Below are 15,779 nucleotides of genomic sequence, written 5' to 3'. Positions count from 1 at the left end.
TCAACGAAATGACATAAGAGCTTTATTATAAGTATACTACATCATCTTCATAATTCAAGACTCCAAAATTATAAGGTAATTTCATAGTAAAATCACTATTGGAGTGTTCTACTTGATTGTCTGATACTTTTATTTTATCTTCATAATCAAAGAATCCAGAATCACTATCAGATACTGCACCTGATTCTTGCTTTACACACTTCTTGTCGTGTATTAAGGCTATTATTTGCCCAACTAATGATTTCGATAAATCATGATTATCCGAGTCAATAATATCAATGATTCTTACTAGACTTTCATCTGAGGCGTGCGAAATTATTGGTGCTAGCTTATCATTTGAAATATGGCTCATGATTCTTACTAAATTTTTATTTGGAATAATATCAAAATTTTCTGCAAGCTTTTCTTCTCCTGCTAAAATAATTATATTTTCAAGCTGTTCATCAGAAATATCCTCATCTGATAATTTTTTTAGTGCCTGCTCGGTAAGCTTTTCTAAAGAAAGGATAGTATCCATATATGTATTTAATTTATCTACTGGAATAAATTGCATTAATTTTTCAAAATGCTCCGGCAAAATATAATGAACTAATTTTTGTGCTTGTTCATCGGAAATATTATTTATTAATTCTACCAATTTTTTATATGTTATCTTTTCAAAAACTTCATCTAATACATTTTCAGACGTGTTTAAAATTGCTTCTACTAACTCATTATCAGGCAGAGTTTCTAGTTGATCTAAGAGATTAAATGTTTCTTCAGCGTTATTATTTAAATAAGAAAAAACTTTATTACTCACAAAATTAAAAGTTTCAGCAACTTTAGAAGAAAGAATACTAGATGTATTTTTTATAAAATTAAAACTCTTTACTCCGAAATCATAAACTGTTTTTAATGATGAACTAAATGTACTGAAAAAACTTTACTTTTAGGTGTGTTAGTTACTTAAAATTGATTAATTTATTAAAAAGGGATATTCTACTAAATGTCATGCCCGCGAAAGCAGGGCATTGTTGCGTGGTTCTAACTTTTCGTCATTGCGAGGAAATTACGAAGCAATCTCAGGAGTTTGTTATTATTTCATGAGATTGCCATGCAGTCTACAACTACTCGCAATGACGATTTAGTAGTATCCATGCAACAACGCCGCAGTACCTGTATGATAATGTAGCCAATTTTTGAAGTTCAACGAGTATATTATAATTGTCTTTGTTCTTGAATTAGCTCAAAAACTTCAACTGTGTCTCCTTCTCTAATATCTTGGTAATTTTCAAATGCTATACCACACTCATATCCTTCTCTAACTTCTTTAACTTCATCTTTAAAGCGTTTTAAAGTGTTGAGTTTTCCTTCATACATGACTACATTATCACGTAATAAGCGTACGCCCGCTCCTTTCTTAATAATCCCTTTAGTTACATAACTACCTGCGATTTTGCCAACTTTGGTAATATTAAATATTTGTCTAATTTCTGCGCTTCCGATATACTGCTCTCTAACGATCGGATCAAGCATACCGCTCATAATGGCTTTTATATCATCAATTAAATGATATATTATACTATAATATCGAATATCGACTTTTTCTTTTTCTGCGGCAGTTAAGGCATTTGCCCCTGCTCTAACGTTAAAGCCGACAATAATAGCCGAAGAAGCATGTGCAAGAGATACATCGGATTCCGTTATCGGACCTACGCCGCTATGAAGTATACGAAGCTTTATCTCATCACTCGGTAATTTTAATAAGCTACCTGAAATAGCTTCAACCGAGCCTTGAACATCACCTTTAATAATTAAAGGTAATTCCTTAATTTTACTATTACCGGAAGCTTTTAAAAACAACTCTTCTAAACTTGAACGCGGTGCAATAGATATTTTTTTTTCTTTAGCAAGACGCATTCTATATTCGGCTATATCTTTTGCTTGTTTCTCATTTTGTACTACGTTAAATTTATCACCGGCAAAAGGCACTTCATTTAACCCCTGAATTTCTACAGGAACAGACGGAGTTGCTTCTACTATTTCTAGTCCCTTATCATTAGTCATCTTTTTAACTTTACCGTAAGCAATACCAGCTATTATAATATCACTGTTTCTTAAGGTACCTCGCTGCACTAATATAGTGGTTAGCGTTCCTCTTCCTTGTTCAATTTTTGACTCGATTACAACACCGGCAGCTAAACCGAAAGGATTTGCCTTTAAATCCTGCATTTCTGCAATTAATAAAATTGCTTCTTCAAGTTTATCTAAGTTAATTTTCTTTAGTGCTGAGATAGGAATAATCATAACTTCACCACCTGCCTCTTCGCCGATAATTTCATGGACATATAATTCGTTCTTTACACGCTCAATATCAATATCAGGCTTATCAATCTTATTAATAGCTACAATTATAGGAACGCCCGCTGCTTTCGCATGATTAATTGCCTCAACCGTTTGTGTTTTGATTCCATCATCTGCTGCGACCACTATAATAACTATATCCGTTACTTTAGCACCTCTTGACCGCATTTCTGAAAAAGCTTCATGCCCCGGAGTATCAATAAAAGTAATTGCTCTACCGTCTGCAAGAGTTACTCTATAAGCCCCAATATGTTGTGTAATTCCGCCTAGCTCACCTGCAGCAATATCTGTAGACTTAAGAGAGTCAAGCAATGAGGTTTTACCATGATCGACATGACCCATTACCGTCACAACCGGAGCACGCGTTCTTAAATCCTCAACCTTATCATCACTAATTAAAACATTTTCAACATCTGACTCTTGGACTCTTGTTACCGTATGCCCTAAATTTGTTGCAACTAGTTCTGCCGTATCGGCATCTATTGTTTGGCTAGCATTTGCAAGAATACCGAGTTTCATTAATTCTTTAATTACATCAGCCACTCTTTCAGACATAGCATTTGCAAGATCGCCGACTCCGATAGCTTCCGGGATCGTTACTTCTCTATATACTTTCTCAGGTGCTTGTGATACTAATTTACGCTTTTCTTTTTCTCTAGCTCTTTTTATAGCAGCAAGACTTCTAGTTCTACCGCTGCCGCTTTCGTCGTCGCTAAGCATATTGAAAAGATCGACTTTTTTGAATTTTTTTGGCTCTTCTAGCTTAATTTTTGGTGCTATTATTTTACTCTCTGCTGTTTTATCTAATTCTTTCTCTGATTCTATACCGTAACGTGTTCGCATTCCTACTAAAGGAGACTTTACAAAAGTTTCTTCTTTCTTTTTAGGTATTTGTGACGGTATATCTTCATCATCTTGAACGATTTTAGCACTAACTTCTACTTTATTTTCTTCGGTATTTTGCTGTTTTTGTTCAACTTCTTTATCAGTTTCTAGCGGTTCTATTTTTGAGTTAGCAGACTGGTTAATACTTGCAAGTTTGCTTAAAGTGCTTATTTTTGAAGGGTCATTGAATTGAGATTGCTCAGCAGCTTTTTTAAGAATAGATAAACGTCTGTTAAATTCTTCCTTATTAGCATCAATAACAATTTGATCTAAACTATTCCTTTCTTTATTTAATGAAAGGGTAGTAGCACTACCGGTAGAGCTTTTTCTAACTTCTACTAGCGTTTTAGATTTAGCATTAACAAAGCTTTGAGCTCCTGTAAGAGAGTCAAAAGACTTATTAAGCGATAATTTTGAATTGCCAAGTGTCAACTTTTTGGGTTTGATTTCCTGGTTATCCGTCATATTTAAAACCTTTGTGTTTCTGTTTTTTTCCGTCTACTACTTGATTATGTCATTCCTAACTAAAAGCGGCGTTGCTCGCATGGCTCGTTTATGTCATTCCCGCGAAAGCGGGAATCCACTAAAATTTATAAAAAAAACTTATTTTTATAGGTTTATTTTTCAAGGACGCCCTAATTACTAAGCTATTTATTCTGGATGCTTGCTTTCGCAGGAATGATATATACACCCTACATTCAACCCACTAACTATCCTTCAATACACCATGCTGTCTAGCAGTTTTAATCAGCAATTTAATATTTTCGTCCGTTATATTAGAATTTGGAGCTAAATTTTTAAATTCATTTACACTCATCTCTCCTAAATCTTCTATGGTCTTTATACCATATTCGGCAAATTGTAATATTAATTCAAGCGATAATTCTAATATATCTATTAATTCTTGCTCAACTCCTAGATCCTCTAGCTTTTTGATAATCTTTTCATTCTTAAGGTCGACGTAATTAATAGCTCGATTTTTAATCTCTACGGCAAGTTCTTCCTCAAAGCCTTCAATTCTTGTTAAAGTACTAATCTCACTACTAGCAATTTGTTCTACTGAATTAAATCCCGTTACCGATAAAAGCTGACCTATAACTTCTTCAACATCTAAAGCTTCCATAAATAATGCCGTAGAAGTTAAGAACTCTTCATTTCTTCTTTTTGATTCTTGCTCTTCGGTCATTATATCGATATTCCAACCTGTAAGCTGAGAAGCTAAACGCACATTCTGCCCTCTTCTACCTATTGCAATACTTTGATTTTCTTGCGAAACTACTACTTCTACCTTATGCCTATCCTCATCAATCAAAATTTTTGTGATTTCCCCAGGTGCAAGCGGTGCAAGAGCATTAACTATAAACTGTGCAAGATCATTACTCCATAATACTATATCAATTTTCTCTCCGTTTAATTCATTTGTTACGGCTTTTACTCTATTACCTCTAATACCTACGCATGAGCCTACGGGATCTATACTACTATCCGAAGCAAATACTGCTATTTTTGCTTTTGAACCGGGATCACGTGCTACTGATTTTATTTGAATAATAGATTCAAGAATTTCAGGTACTTCTAGCTTAAATAGCTTAACTAGCATCTGGTTATCTACTCTAGACAAGAAAATCTGCGGTCCTTTTGTTTCTTGCCTTACATCCTGTACATATGCTTTTATACGATCATTAGGTTTAAAATTCTCACCCTTAATTAATTGATCTTTTTTTATTATTGCTTCAGCACGACTCAGGTCAACTATTATATCACCGTATTCTATTCTCTTAACTATCCCATTTATAATTTCGCCTTTTCTATCTTTAAAGTCATGATATTGTTTTTCACGTTCAGCTTCTATAACACGTTGCGTTATAACTTGTTTTGCAGCTTGAGCTGATACTCTAGCATGATCAATCGGCGGTAAATATTCATATATCTCATCACCGATTTTAGCTTCCGGATTCTTTATTAAAGCTTCTTCAAGTGAGATTTGCGTTAAGTAATCTTCTACATCTTCTACTATTTTTAAGATCCTGAAAAGATTTATCTCACCGGTTTTCCTATTTATCTGAGCTTTAATATTATATTCATTACCGTATTTTTTTCGTCCTGCTGCTTGTACCGCTTGTTCAACCGTTGAAATCAAAATTTCTTTTGATATTCCTTTCTCACGAGCTACAGAATCTATAATTTGTAAAATTTCTACATTACCTATATTAGACATACATTATCTCTTATTGCTTTAGCAATTTTTTAAATACTTCTTCAGTTAAAACTAGATTAGCATTTTTAATTAAATCATAATCAATTAGTACTTCTTGTTCTTCACATTTTAAATATATTTTATTATTTTCGGCTTTAATTATTTTACCCTGATAACGAGTTTTGCCGTTCAATAATTCTTTAAGTGTGATTTTAACTTCTCTTTCTAAAAATCTATTATAATTTTCAAACTTTACTACCGGACGTTCAAGACCGCTTGATGCTACCTCTAAAGAATATGCAGCTTCTATTAAATCTTCAACATCTAGAATAGCGGAGATAGTCCTACTTGCTTTAGTACAATCTTCCACAGATATTTTTTCGCTGTTTAAGCTATCAATCAATATCTCGACTACTTTAGGGTTAACACCTTTAAACTTCACAAGAACTAACTCAAACCCCATATCTGTCAAGGATTCTTCTATTACTTTTGCTATTTGTTGTTCAATAGTTTGCATATTTGATATTTATAACAAAAAAGGTGGGATAAACCCACCTATCTATAATTTTTATAATGCTTATCCGTAACGAAAATACACTAATTAGAATATATAAGCAATATTTAACTTTATATTTTTGTAAAACTACATATTCATAAAGGGGCAAATACTCGATAATCCCTCTGGTCTGCTTAGAGATGGATCATAGTCTCCTCCTGATGAACAAAATACTTCTACATGAATCTGAGTATACACATAACCCCCATTTTCGCTTCTAATATATGCTGCACATGATCGTTAAAAGAATGAGGAGCACAAATTTCATCAGTTTCACCTTTTAAAAGGCCTAATAAAAATTCTTCAGCTATTCTACCGGTATGATAATGTATATTATCGTTCTCATTAATATTATTATAACTATCTTGAGTATAAAATTTATAATGAATTTCAGTATCACATATTGCTGCCATATCAGTTAATTTTTTTACAGCTGCATCTAATTGAAATGTATCACTGTTTTTATTTCTAGTAGAGTGAATAATGTGCATAACGGCGGAAAGCTTAACATTTTCTTCATTTGTTATACTATTAATTCTAGAAATAGAATGGCTTGCTCCCGACCCCGCCGCTGATAAGAACGAGATCTTTATTGTTTTCTATATCCGATTCAATATATGAAGGGTGTACTTTTACCAGATGATTTTCAGAATCAAATAGATAATTTGTTACAGTTCCATTAGGATTTTTCTTTATTAAGTATTCATAATAATGACCTTCTTCATCATGACCGGTTTTTATAACTGTAAATTCACTGTATCTTTCTCCTACTTTAACAGTAATAATTTGCCTATGTTTGTGCGGTATTACTTTTTGTTCAGCACTTTCTATTTCGATTTTTATTTTATGACTTTCAAAACTCGCTATATTATACTTTGCTTTTAATTCATCATATTGCTTCTTTTCAGCACTTACAAAATGCTTTCCTACTATATTAATATATTTCGGTTACCAGCTTGTTACCCTCATCTACATTTGATATAAGCTCTTCAGCAACAGGTTGATATAACTCTGAAAGAATATTACGCCCTACATGTATACCAACAATTTTTGATACCGCCCTTTTACATTTATGATCATTCTCTAATGCTTGGATTGGATCACTTCTAAAAGACCTACTTCATCTGTTTCGCTATATGCACTTAAAACCTTTAGAATACTACTGCCGGTAAGATTTAAAAAATTTTTCATTGCATTTAGCTGTATTCCTTTCTCAGGTTTTTCAGTATTAAAACCCTTACTATTAAAAAATTCATTTACCACTGCTTCATATTTAGTTGCTAAATTTCCATAAAAATTTAAAGATTTAGTAATATCAAAATTCTTAAATAGCTCCGCAGTTTTTCTTATTTCTCTCACTATAGTTGTTCTAGACATAATTACTCCTTTTTGAATAATATAACCTTTACTATAAATATGCGTTTAAAATACATATTATAGTAACTAGACTTATATAGACATTTTTTTGTATATTCAAGGTAAAAATAAATAAAATTTTTATGCAGTTAACAAGTTTTACCGACTACGGATTACGTAGCCTTATATATCTTGCTTCAAAACCGGAAAGAATTTGTAGTGTAAAAGAGATATCAGAGTACCATAATATTTCCCTTAATCATTTGATAAAAGTGATTCATAGATTAGCACAATTAGGATATATTAATAGTAGTAAAGGAAAAGGAGGAGGAATTAAGCTAGCATTTAGCCCTTCTTCCATAAAGTTGGGAGATATAATAGAAAAATTAGAACCTAATATGGATATAGTAGAATGTTTCAATAAACATACTAATAGCTGCAAAATTACAAATTCATGCCAATTTAAACATTTTATTAAAGAAGCAAGTGAAGCATTTATAAAAACATTGAATAATTATACATTAGAAGATGCAATGATTACTAAAACAATTCAAATTAAGGATAAACTATAGAAAAATAAGCGTTTTTCTTTTTCCGCATATTAAAAACTCTTGATTCCCCTTAGCTCCTAGTATTGGACTTGCTATTATACCGAATATTTTAAAATTATGCTCTTTCTTAAGCCAATCTTTGATTTTATCGCATACTTTTTGATGTAAGAGAGGATTTTTAATAACTCCTCCCTGCTCTACTTCATGCTTTTCGACCTCAAACTGCGGTTTTATTAAAGCAATAAGCATGCAATCTTCTTTAACTAAATTTAGTACAGTCGGTAATATAGTAGTTAAACTAATAAAGCTGGCATCGCAAACAATTAAATCAGGCTTCGTTATTATTTGTTTATCGGTTAAATATCGTGCATTAGTCTTCTCAAGCACCTTAATGTGTGGATTGTCGCGTAATTTAGGATGAAGTTCGCCATAACCGACATCTACGGCAAAAATTAATTTTGCTTTACGCTCAAGTAACACTTCTGTAAAACCACCGGTGCTACTACCGATATCAATACAAACTAAATTTTCGGGATCAATTTTAAAATAATCCAAAGCGGCAATTAATTTTAATGCCCCTCTTGAAACATAATTATGCTGCGGTAGCTTTACCTTAATGTCGGTGTCATTTATATTAACCTGTATCCCAGGCTTAATTAACTGCTCATGCTTATTATGTACTTTACCTTGGATAATCAAACTTCGTGCTATGGTAATATCTGTTACAAAACCTTTTTGCAGCAAATATTTATCAAGCCTTATTTTAGTCATTACTGTTTAAATTTGAATTGAACTTATGTTATAAGGGCCCATTAGATAGACAATATACAATTTGTCTAATTGAAACTGTAAGTTTCAATTAGACATAATATATTTGAGCCATACAATAATGCTGCAACTGAAGGGAACATGGTAATCTAGAAAAATATTCAAACCCTAACCAATATATGTCTTTTCTTACCGGCAGAGAGCTTTATAACTTTTTTATCGAGTAAGAAATTAGTGTTAATTATCATATTTTCATCTTCGACTAATCTATCATTTATCTTAGCACCATTCCCTCTTATAAGCTTGCGTGCTTCCGATTTAGAAGTAACAAGCCCTGCTTCATGAAATAATTCATATGCACTAATACCTGCTTGTAATACTTCCTGCTCTAAAACAACGGTAGGTAAATTCTCATCGATTTGTCCTTCTTCAAATATCTTTACTGCAGTTTCTAGAGCTGATTTTGCTGCCTGCTCCGAGTGACAACGCTTAGTTAGCTCATAAGCAAGCTGTTTTTTAGCTGCATTAATATCTTCTGCCGCTAAACTCTCAAACCTATTAAGCTCTTCTTGAGTGAACTCGCTATATAATGTGGCAAATCTAACTATGTCGGCATCTTCGCAGTTACGCCAATATTGGTAATAATCATACGGGCTTAACAAATCTTCATTAAGCCATACCGCTCCCGCAGCAGTCTTGCCCATCTTAGCACCAGAGCTAGTCGTAAGTAGCGGTGTCGTCATACCGAATACTTCTTTGCCACTTATTTTACGAATTAAATCCGCTCCCATTACGATATTGCCCCACTGATCACTACCGCCAAGCTGCAAGCTGCAATTGTAATGCTTGCTTAAATAGTAAAAATCATAGGCCTGCAATAACATATAGTTAAATTCTAAGAAGCTTAAATGCTGCTCACGCTCAAGCCTTAGTTTTACCGAATCCATAGTCAGCATACGGTTTACTGAGAAATAGCTACCGAAATCCCGTAGAAAATCTAGATAATTGAACGAATCTAACCACTCTGCGTTATCCAGCATAATAGCATCACTTTTACCGTCACCGAATTTGATAAACTTCGACAAAGATTTTTTAATACCTTCGGCATTTTTAGCTATATCTTCTTTGCTTAAAATTTTGCGCACTTCATCTTTCCAAGTAGGATCACCGATTTTACTCGTACCGCCGCCGATAATTACAATAGGCTTATGCCCGTGCTGCTGAAGCAATCGCAGAATCATTATCTGCATTAAACTACCGATATGGAGTGATGTAGCAGTACAGTCAAAACCTATATACGCAGCTATTTTTGTTTCTTTCGTTATAGCAGTTAACCGATCCAAATCGGTACATTGATGGAAATATCCTTTATTTATAAATTCTTCTATAAAATGCATATATTATTTCTTATTTTTTAAAAATTCCTTTTTTGCTTTTCTGCTAGGAAATAAAATGTTAAGGAAAATAGCATCTTTATCACCTTTTATATAAAGTACTGCATATACTTGCGCAATCATTTGAACATATAAAATTTTTTGACCTTTATATTTCTCTTGATTATGATGTAATTTAATATCTAATAAATTACCATCAGCAATCGACTGTATTATTTCTTCAAAGCCTATACCACGCTCATTCAATAACTTAACGTTCTTTTCATGATTATATCTATACTTGGTCATAATATTTAGAGTTTAGTAGGGTCTGAATGAATTAGCTGATAAGGCAAACCATACTTAGAAGCTTTAATTTTTATTGCTTCTATGTCATGTTCTACAATCCTAATAGTAACAGATCTTTTTTTACTAAGATGTGCTTTTGCAAATTTTTGAAGCAAAGCTATTTCACTTCTATCATCAATTTTTTGCTGCTTTTCAAAATTATCTTCAATATCTTGTTCGTAAGAATCTAGTTTGATACTCATAATACAAACATTTTCAATGTTATAAAGAATTTAAGTACTTTGTCAATACTTGATATATTAGATTATCATACGAATATTTGTAAAAGCAGCAATATCAACGGCTGCATGGAGATTTTATGCTCATCCTACAGTTGCTATGGGGATTTGTGTTGGAACAGCTCTTGCATATTCGCCGGAGAACACATTTGAGTTATTAAAAAATACGACTTATACAGGAATAGAAGTAGCAAAATTTGCTTATGAAAATACAGCAGGAATATAGTAAACGGAATAGCCGGCTTAGCGCATCTTGTGTATGATAACTTACCAAGCTACAGCAAAACTCCTCAAGTGGATCTAGTCGGTAGCATAGAAATTTCATAAGTAGATGCTGTTGCATAAATCTCTAAAATAGCCAATAACTAAAAAAACTGATTATGTCATTCCTGCAAACCAGGGACGTTGTTGCATAAATCGGTGTCATTCCCGCAAGACATTGTTGCATGAATCAGTAAAATCCACTGTGTCATACAGTGGTTTGACCACGGTATCCAAAAAAATAACTTAAAACACTGGGCATGCCCGCTGCTGCAGGCAGACATTGCCCGCGTAGATCGATTCCACCATTGTCACCCCGTAGCCTGTACCTGCTGGGTCCAGTTAAAAATACTAGTATTTTTTTATCATATTTATGGATCCCGTGGTCAAGCCACGGTATGACAACAGGAAATCGATCCATACAGGCAATGCCCCACGGGAATGACATAGAATAAAAACTGTCCGGTTACCTTACTGATATCTGTTATATTTTATAATAATAAAATTTTATTTCGTTATTTTTAAATGTATCTTTTTTATTCCTAAAACCCTTTTTTAAAGAGCTACAGGAAAAATTAATATTACCGGCTTGAGCCGTGTCCGGTCCTTCATTTTTTATTTTCTCTATATCCTTTACTAACTTGGTACTACAACGGCAATATGCCCTGCTCTTTTTGGATTAGCATTGTTATATACGAATACAACAAAATATCCTTGATTAGCAAATTTTTGTGCTTGAATAAAACTATCATCACGATTTCCTGCTTTAACAAAATGCCATCCGTTCTTTATTCGGTCTTTTTCAAGCCACTCAGCTTGCTTATTTGATAAAGTAAGGTATAAAAATTTTATCGCTTTCAGGATGGTAGAGACTGATTTGGAAGCCCCAAGGCTGCACTAGCAGCATACGCAAAACAACTACAATGAGTCAAACGCTTTAACTTAGGAGAATTATATTTTTCTGTTTCTTCTAATAAAGTTTCTCCCAACTTACAATTTATTACATTACCTTTCTACCACTTTTCCTCAACATTTAAAAAGTTAATTACTGCTAATTTTTTTTAGCACTTTCTGATATATTGTCTGCTTGTGCAGTCATATTAATCCAAAGTAAGTAAATTATGATGAATTTTATTTTATTCATTTTTTTCTCATATCAATTTATGAACCTCTATATACAATATATAATATGATAATTCAACTATTAATTGTAATTTTTATATTTTATTATTCAGAGAAACATAAGCACACTCTATGTTTCTTGACAAATGCTATGCTTTTATATATGCTTCTTCGTATGTTAGCAACAAGAAATAAGGCTTAGAAATAAGTACTTCAAACTTAGGCACCCGTAGCTCAATTGGATAGAGTATATGACTACGGATCATAAGGTTAGGGGTTCGACTCCTCTCGGGTGCGCCATTCTTCAATTTCTTTCACTTTTATGAATGAAGCAAACGGTGGACGCAGCATAAAATCAAGCTTTTCAGGTTTAAGTGTTAGGTTAGAAAAACTAAAGGTGGTAGAAAAACGATGCGGGCAGCATTATATATGGCAACTGTTACGTCTGTAAGATATAATTCTGCAGTTAAACCTTTTTATAAAAGACTTGTAAAAAAGGAAAAGCCAAAAAGTTAGCTCTTATCTTAACTTCTTAAACACAATTACCTATGTAAAGGATAAAGAACTTAAAGGCTGAGTTAAATGCCGTAAGCTGGAACGGACTATATTTTGAGCGAGGTGGATTTAGCTTTACCAAGTGAGATTTAAGCAAGAAAGCAACACATTTATTCCCGGGAAATAAAGATTTTTCTTCTATATAGAGTTATCTCCCAGTTGAGATATTGCTTTTTGACTGATCGTTTAAAGCTTTCCATTGTACTTAGCAGCAATTATATTTTGCCTAGGTTCATTTTTTGCTTCAGCTTCACTAGAAGAAGTGTCAGCAGTCAATTTCTTTTGTCTCTGTTTTTTTAAGGTTCATGTTCTTTATCTTTGCTATGTTCTTTCTCCGGGTTTATTTTAAGCGGGGTGTCTTTAATCTTTAATTCCCCTTTGCCTATATATCTTACTATACCGTTAATTGCTATTTTCTTCTCCTATTCTGATAAAGCGTTATATTTTTCATATGCTGTTTTACCTAGAAAATCCTCTAACCAGTCAGGATTTTTTCTTATAACATCTATTAAATCCCATTCATATCCTACTCCATTTCCTCCGCTAGTAGTAATATTAAGCGGTATTAAGTGTTTTTGTTTACTCTTATCAGTAAAATGCAAATCTACATTTTTCGTTTCTTTATTTATAATTAAATCACAACTAATACAACAAAATTTAGACAATCCTATGTATTATATTTCTGCACTTAATTGATTATCACGATCTGGAAGTTGTGCTTTTATATACTGTATTATTCTCATTTCAGCATGAGCTTTATCGCTAAGTGGACCATCTAATACAATTTTATATGGTTGTTTTATAGCTTCAATAATTAAATGGACAAATTTTTTACTTGCATCAATAGTATCAGGGTTTAATGCATCTTCTCATTTCATCAAATCTCTTCTAGCTCTAGCTACTGCCTTCACTACTTTTGGGCTTACACTGGTTACATTACAGACTTTTTGTTGAACCTCTTGATTTATTATTCGGATATTTTTCTAGCTCTTGCAAAATACGTGGTAATATATCCTTATGGTCGCTATTATTTTTATAATAATATTGTGCAACATCTAGAAGTAGCGCTTTTCGTTGAGTATATAGATTTTGTTGTTATAGAAAATTTTTTTGCTCTTCTGTAGGTCAAGCTGTGTAAGTAGCATAATCTTGTAAATATTTAAAAACTTTTGTGGTATGTGTCTCAATTTGTTCAACTTTATTTGTGTTCACACTAGAATTATGTAATTCGTTGAACGCTACTAAAATTTGTTTGCCGTTAAAACATACGGTACTACATTGGCTATTATATTGAATTAACCTACCTAAGGCATCAAAGCATCTATTTTGTAAAGGAGTATCATTTTCTTTTATAATCTTTGAGTTAAGTCGAGTACGGCAAGCATATGCAAAATTCTGCAGATTTGAGTTGTTGTTGCCATTGAATAGCCCGTGGGTAGGATGCTCGTCAGCAAATCCAACATGAAATACCATATAAGAAACAAGTTGTTTTGGAATAATCTTTTCTGTTTTACTTGCTAAAACCGCTAGAACTGCTAATTTTTCAAAACTTTCATCCAGGGCTTCACTATTATTTTTTTCTTATAGTGTGCAGTAAGGATTTTTAAGACAGATATAGATTCGTTTAATATAATACTTTTTAATAAAGCCTCTCTCGATTTTTTATCTCTTATGATTCCTCTACTGTCTGGCTATCTACATATTTAATACACTCTACTGTTAACCTTTCTTTCTGTGCATTTGTTAGATTTGCCATATAAATATTATTTTATAATTTTAATTATTTTCTCCTAAAGCCTCAACGCTTTTCTCAAATATTGAATTATCAATATCATTACCGTCTACTAAAATCATCATGTTACCTGGAATGCTTTTTAAGCTTTCCACACCCAAATTGGTTATGTTATTATCTCTTAGATCTCCTATTTCAATATTATTGCTTATGAGTAAAGTTTCTAACGCTTTATTTTCGGTTAATGCAGTAGTAAGTTCTTTTATATTATTATGGGTTAAATTATTGTTATTAAGATTTAGAGTTTTTAACCATGGATTTAATTTTAAAGCAGATGAAGTTATTTGCTTTAAGTCTAAGGTATCAATATGCATGAGATTAAAAAACTTTCAATTACTTCTGCACTTTTTTCGGAGATTCTTGTTTCATTTAATATTAATTCTTTAATATATTGATTAGCCATTAAAGCATGCAGTAATTTTATGACTCCCTCGTTTCTAAGGTTATTATACCCTAAATTTAACGACATTAATTTTGCACTGCTAATATTATTTGCGATAACGTCGTCTATCCCTTCGGCAGTAATATTCATTTGTCCTATATCTAAGGATTTTAACTGTAGTTTTGAATGAAACAACTCACTAATAATTGCTGCTCCTTTATTTCCTACTGCACTACTACCTAATGCTAAAGAACTTAAATTAGGGTGGTTTTTAATATCATCTATTAATATTCTTAAATCTTCTATTTTCAGCGCAATAGCATTTAAAGATAAATATTCAAGAGAGGTATTATCTGCTAAAACATCAATAAGAATTTTTATTTTTTCACTATCTAAAGAAGTAGAATTCAGGTTTAAATGTGATATTTGATTTAACTTTACAATTTTACTTAGATTTTTTATATCATCGTTACTAAGGTTGCTGCCATATAAATCAATTTCTTTTACTACAGTATTTTGCTCTAACGTTTTAATTACAATTGACAAAAAACTACTATCTTCTTCATAAGGTAGTTCTACACAAACAATTTCAGGATCATTATTCTTAATTTTCTGCAACAATAAATCATTTCGACTAAGATCAATTTTTTGTCTTTTGGGAGACTCATCTTTCTTCACATCATCTATGCTACACAAGATATAGACATTGAAAAAAGTGGTAGTAATAATTGTTGTTTTACGTCCTATAGCGTCTCCTATCCAACCAAATATTAAAAAGCTCCAAAAGGTCTTAATAAACATGTTGAACAAAAAGCAGATGAATAAATAAAAACTACTTTGGGATCAGCCTTTGGAAAAAACAATTCATTGAATACTACTACCATATGTACAACATATAAAGCATAAGGTCAAAATATTCAAGAAATGTACCAACAGATAATAAACCTATTGCTTCTTTTTGATTACGATTTAAGCTGCTTTGTTCTTTCTCATAGCCGAGCATAATGTCTTTATAAAAAATTAAATTGTAAAGAAACTTATACTGTTTTAT

The 15,779-nt window shown here is 32.3% G+C and carries 14 protein-coding genes, 1 tRNA gene and 4 pseudogenes; 4 read left to right on the top strand and 15 right to left on the bottom strand.

The window, feature by feature from the left end:
• Positions 1-25 precede the first annotated feature (25 nt).
• The 6 genes and pseudogenes from srfC to ABVF33_RS02345 all read right to left on the bottom strand — a co-directional run.
• Positions 26-945 (bottom strand): annotated as a pseudogene (srfC, locus tag ABVF33_RS02370) (SrfC family effector protein); the annotation flags it as partial.
• Between the two features lie 252 nt (positions 946-1,197).
• A complete protein-coding gene (infB, locus tag ABVF33_RS02365) occupies positions 1,198-3,693 on the bottom strand; it encodes a translation initiation factor IF-2 (protein WP_499706095.1) in 2,496 nt (831 codons plus the stop codon).
• Between the two features lie 241 nt (positions 3,694-3,934).
• Positions 3,935-5,446 (bottom strand): transcription termination factor NusA, encoded by a 1,512-nt coding sequence (gene nusA / locus ABVF33_RS02360; RefSeq protein WP_499706094.1) that lies wholly within the window; start codon positions 5,444-5,446, stop codon positions 3,935-3,937.
• Positions 5,447-5,456: 10 nt separating this feature from the next.
• The gene (gene rimP, locus ABVF33_RS02355; protein ID WP_499706093.1) at positions 5,457-5,942 is read right to left on the bottom strand and encodes a ribosome maturation factor RimP; all 486 of its coding nucleotides are present in this window, start codon (positions 5,940-5,942) and stop codon (positions 5,457-5,459) included.
• Between the two features lie 215 nt (positions 5,943-6,157).
• Positions 6,158-6,472, bottom strand: a complete 315-nt coding sequence (locus tag ABVF33_RS02350) for a ferredoxin reductase domain-containing protein (protein WP_499706092.1) — start codon at positions 6,470-6,472, stop codon at positions 6,158-6,160.
• Positions 6,473-7,064: 592 nt separating this feature from the next.
• The gene (locus ABVF33_RS02345; protein WP_499706091.1) at positions 7,065-7,358 is read right to left on the bottom strand and encodes a hypothetical protein; all 294 of its coding nucleotides are present in this window, start codon (positions 7,356-7,358) and stop codon (positions 7,065-7,067) included.
• 122 nt (positions 7,359-7,480) lie between these two features.
• Between ABVF33_RS02345 and ABVF33_RS02340 the strand changes: the two genes are divergently transcribed.
• Positions 7,481-7,909: an Rrf2 family transcriptional regulator gene (locus ABVF33_RS02340; RefSeq protein ID WP_499706090.1), complete on the top strand. Its 429-nt coding sequence runs from the start codon at positions 7,481-7,483 to the stop codon at positions 7,907-7,909.
• Here ABVF33_RS02340 and ABVF33_RS02335 read toward each other — a convergent pair.
• The 4 genes from ABVF33_RS02335 to ABVF33_RS02320 all read right to left on the bottom strand — a co-directional run bounded on the left by ABVF33_RS02335 (position 7,904) and on the right by ABVF33_RS02320 (position 10,580).
• Positions 7,904-8,659, bottom strand: a complete 756-nt coding sequence (locus tag ABVF33_RS02335; RefSeq protein ID WP_499706089.1) for a TlyA family RNA methyltransferase — start codon at positions 8,657-8,659, stop codon at positions 7,904-7,906. The two genes, ABVF33_RS02340 and ABVF33_RS02335, sit on opposite strands and share 6 nt — an antisense overlap.
• A gap of 158 nt (positions 8,660-8,817) precedes the next feature.
• On the bottom strand, positions 8,818-10,053 hold the full coding sequence (gene tyrS / locus ABVF33_RS02330) for a tyrosine--tRNA ligase (RefSeq protein ID WP_499706088.1): 1,236 nt from the start codon (positions 10,051-10,053) through the stop codon (positions 8,818-8,820).
• Positions 10,054-10,056: 3 nt separating this feature from the next.
• Positions 10,057-10,338 carry a hypothetical protein gene (locus ABVF33_RS02325; protein WP_499706087.1) on the bottom strand — a complete coding sequence of 94 codons (282 nt, stop codon included), beginning with the start codon at positions 10,336-10,338 and terminating at the stop codon, positions 10,057-10,059.
• 5 nt (positions 10,339-10,343) lie between these two features.
• Entirely contained in the window at positions 10,344-10,580 is a 237-nt protein-coding gene (locus ABVF33_RS02320; RefSeq protein WP_499706086.1) for a CopG family antitoxin, read from the bottom strand.
• A 67-nt stretch (positions 10,581-10,647) separates the two neighbouring features.
• On the opposite strand from ABVF33_RS02320, the pseudogene ABVF33_RS02315 reads away from it, so the two are divergent.
• The 3 genes and pseudogenes from ABVF33_RS02315 to ABVF33_RS02305 all read left to right on the top strand — a co-directional run bounded on the left by ABVF33_RS02315 (position 10,648) and on the right by ABVF33_RS02305 (position 12,515).
• Positions 10,648-10,943, top strand: a pseudogene (locus ABVF33_RS02315) (hypothetical protein).
• A 1,279-nt stretch (positions 10,944-12,222) separates the two neighbouring features.
• Positions 12,223-12,299, top strand: a tRNA-Arg gene (locus tag ABVF33_RS02310).
• 111 nt (positions 12,300-12,410) lie between these two features.
• Entirely contained in the window at positions 12,411-12,515 is a 105-nt protein-coding gene (locus ABVF33_RS02305; protein WP_499706085.1) for a hypothetical protein, read from the top strand.
• 225 nt (positions 12,516-12,740) lie between these two features.
• On the opposite strand, the pseudogene ABVF33_RS02300 reads toward ABVF33_RS02305, so the two are convergent.
• The 5 genes and pseudogenes from ABVF33_RS02300 to ABVF33_RS02280 all read right to left on the bottom strand — a co-directional run bounded on the left by ABVF33_RS02300 (position 12,741) and on the right by ABVF33_RS02280 (position 15,731).
• A pseudogene (locus tag ABVF33_RS02300) lies at positions 12,741-13,219 on the bottom strand (hypothetical protein).
• 460 nt (positions 13,220-13,679) lie between these two features.
• Positions 13,680-14,027, bottom strand: a complete 348-nt coding sequence (locus ABVF33_RS02295) for a hypothetical protein (RefSeq protein WP_499706084.1) — start codon at positions 14,025-14,027, stop codon at positions 13,680-13,682.
• Positions 14,028-14,330: 303 nt separating this feature from the next.
• On the bottom strand, positions 14,331-14,660 hold the full coding sequence (locus ABVF33_RS02290) for a hypothetical protein (RefSeq protein ID WP_499706139.1): 330 nt from the start codon (positions 14,658-14,660) through the stop codon (positions 14,331-14,333).
• Positions 14,642-15,406 (bottom strand): leucine-rich repeat domain-containing protein, encoded by a 765-nt coding sequence (locus ABVF33_RS02285; RefSeq protein WP_499706133.1) that lies wholly within the window; start codon positions 15,404-15,406, stop codon positions 14,642-14,644. The genes ABVF33_RS02290 and ABVF33_RS02285 overlap by 19 nt, the downstream gene beginning before the upstream one ends.
• A 92-nt stretch (positions 15,407-15,498) precedes the next feature.
• Positions 15,499-15,731: pseudogene (locus ABVF33_RS02280) on the bottom strand (hypothetical protein).
• Positions 15,732-15,779: the final 48 nt, after the last annotated feature.

It is taken from the genome of Candidatus Rickettsia barbarica, assembly GCF_041477405.1.
Taxonomy (GTDB): Bacteria; Pseudomonadota; Alphaproteobacteria; order Rickettsiales; family Rickettsiaceae; genus Rickettsia; species Rickettsia rickettsii.
This window is presented reverse-complemented; position numbering and strand designations above follow the sequence as displayed.

Excerpts from the sequence above, each read along its gene's own strand:
- infB (WP_499706095.1), bottom strand. The coding sequence starts at position 3,693 with ATGACGGATAACCAGGAAATCAAACCCAAAAAGTTGACACTTGGCAAT.
- nusA (WP_499706094.1), bottom strand. The coding sequence starts at position 5,446 with ATGTCTAATATAGGTAATGTAGAAATTTTACAAATTATAGATTCTGTA.
- rimP (WP_499706093.1), bottom strand. The coding sequence starts at position 5,942 with ATGCAAACTATTGAACAACAAATAGCAAAAGTAATAGAAGAATCCTTG.
- ABVF33_RS02350 (WP_499706092.1), bottom strand. The coding sequence starts at position 6,472 with ATGCACATTATTCACTCTACTAGAAATAAAAACAGTGATACATTTCAA.
- ABVF33_RS02345 (WP_499706091.1), bottom strand. The coding sequence starts at position 7,358 with ATGTCTAGAACAACTATAGTGAGAGAAATAAGAAAAACTGCGGAGCTA.
- ABVF33_RS02340 (WP_499706090.1), top strand. The coding sequence starts at position 7,481 with ATGCAGTTAACAAGTTTTACCGACTACGGATTACGTAGCCTTATATAT.
- ABVF33_RS02335 (WP_499706089.1), bottom strand. The coding sequence starts at position 8,659 with ATGACTAAAATAAGGCTTGATAAATATTTGCTGCAAAAAGGTTTTGTA.
- tyrS (WP_499706088.1), bottom strand. The coding sequence starts at position 10,053 with ATGCATTTTATAGAAGAATTTATAAATAAAGGATATTTCCATCAATGT.
- ABVF33_RS02325 (WP_499706087.1), bottom strand. The coding sequence starts at position 10,338 with ATGACCAAGTATAGATATAATCATGAAAAGAACGTTAAGTTATTGAAT.
- ABVF33_RS02320 (WP_499706086.1), bottom strand. The coding sequence starts at position 10,580 with ATGAGTATCAAACTAGATTCTTACGAACAAGATATTGAAGATAATTTT.
- ABVF33_RS02305 (WP_499706085.1), top strand. The coding sequence starts at position 12,411 with ATGCGGGCAGCATTATATATGGCAACTGTTACGTCTGTAAGATATAAT.
- ABVF33_RS02295 (WP_499706084.1), bottom strand. The coding sequence starts at position 14,027 with ATGGTATTTCATGTTGGATTTGCTGACGAGCATCCTACCCACGGGCTA.
- ABVF33_RS02290 (WP_499706139.1), bottom strand. The coding sequence starts at position 14,660 with ATGCATATTGATACCTTAGACTTAAAGCAAATAACTTCATCTGCTTTA.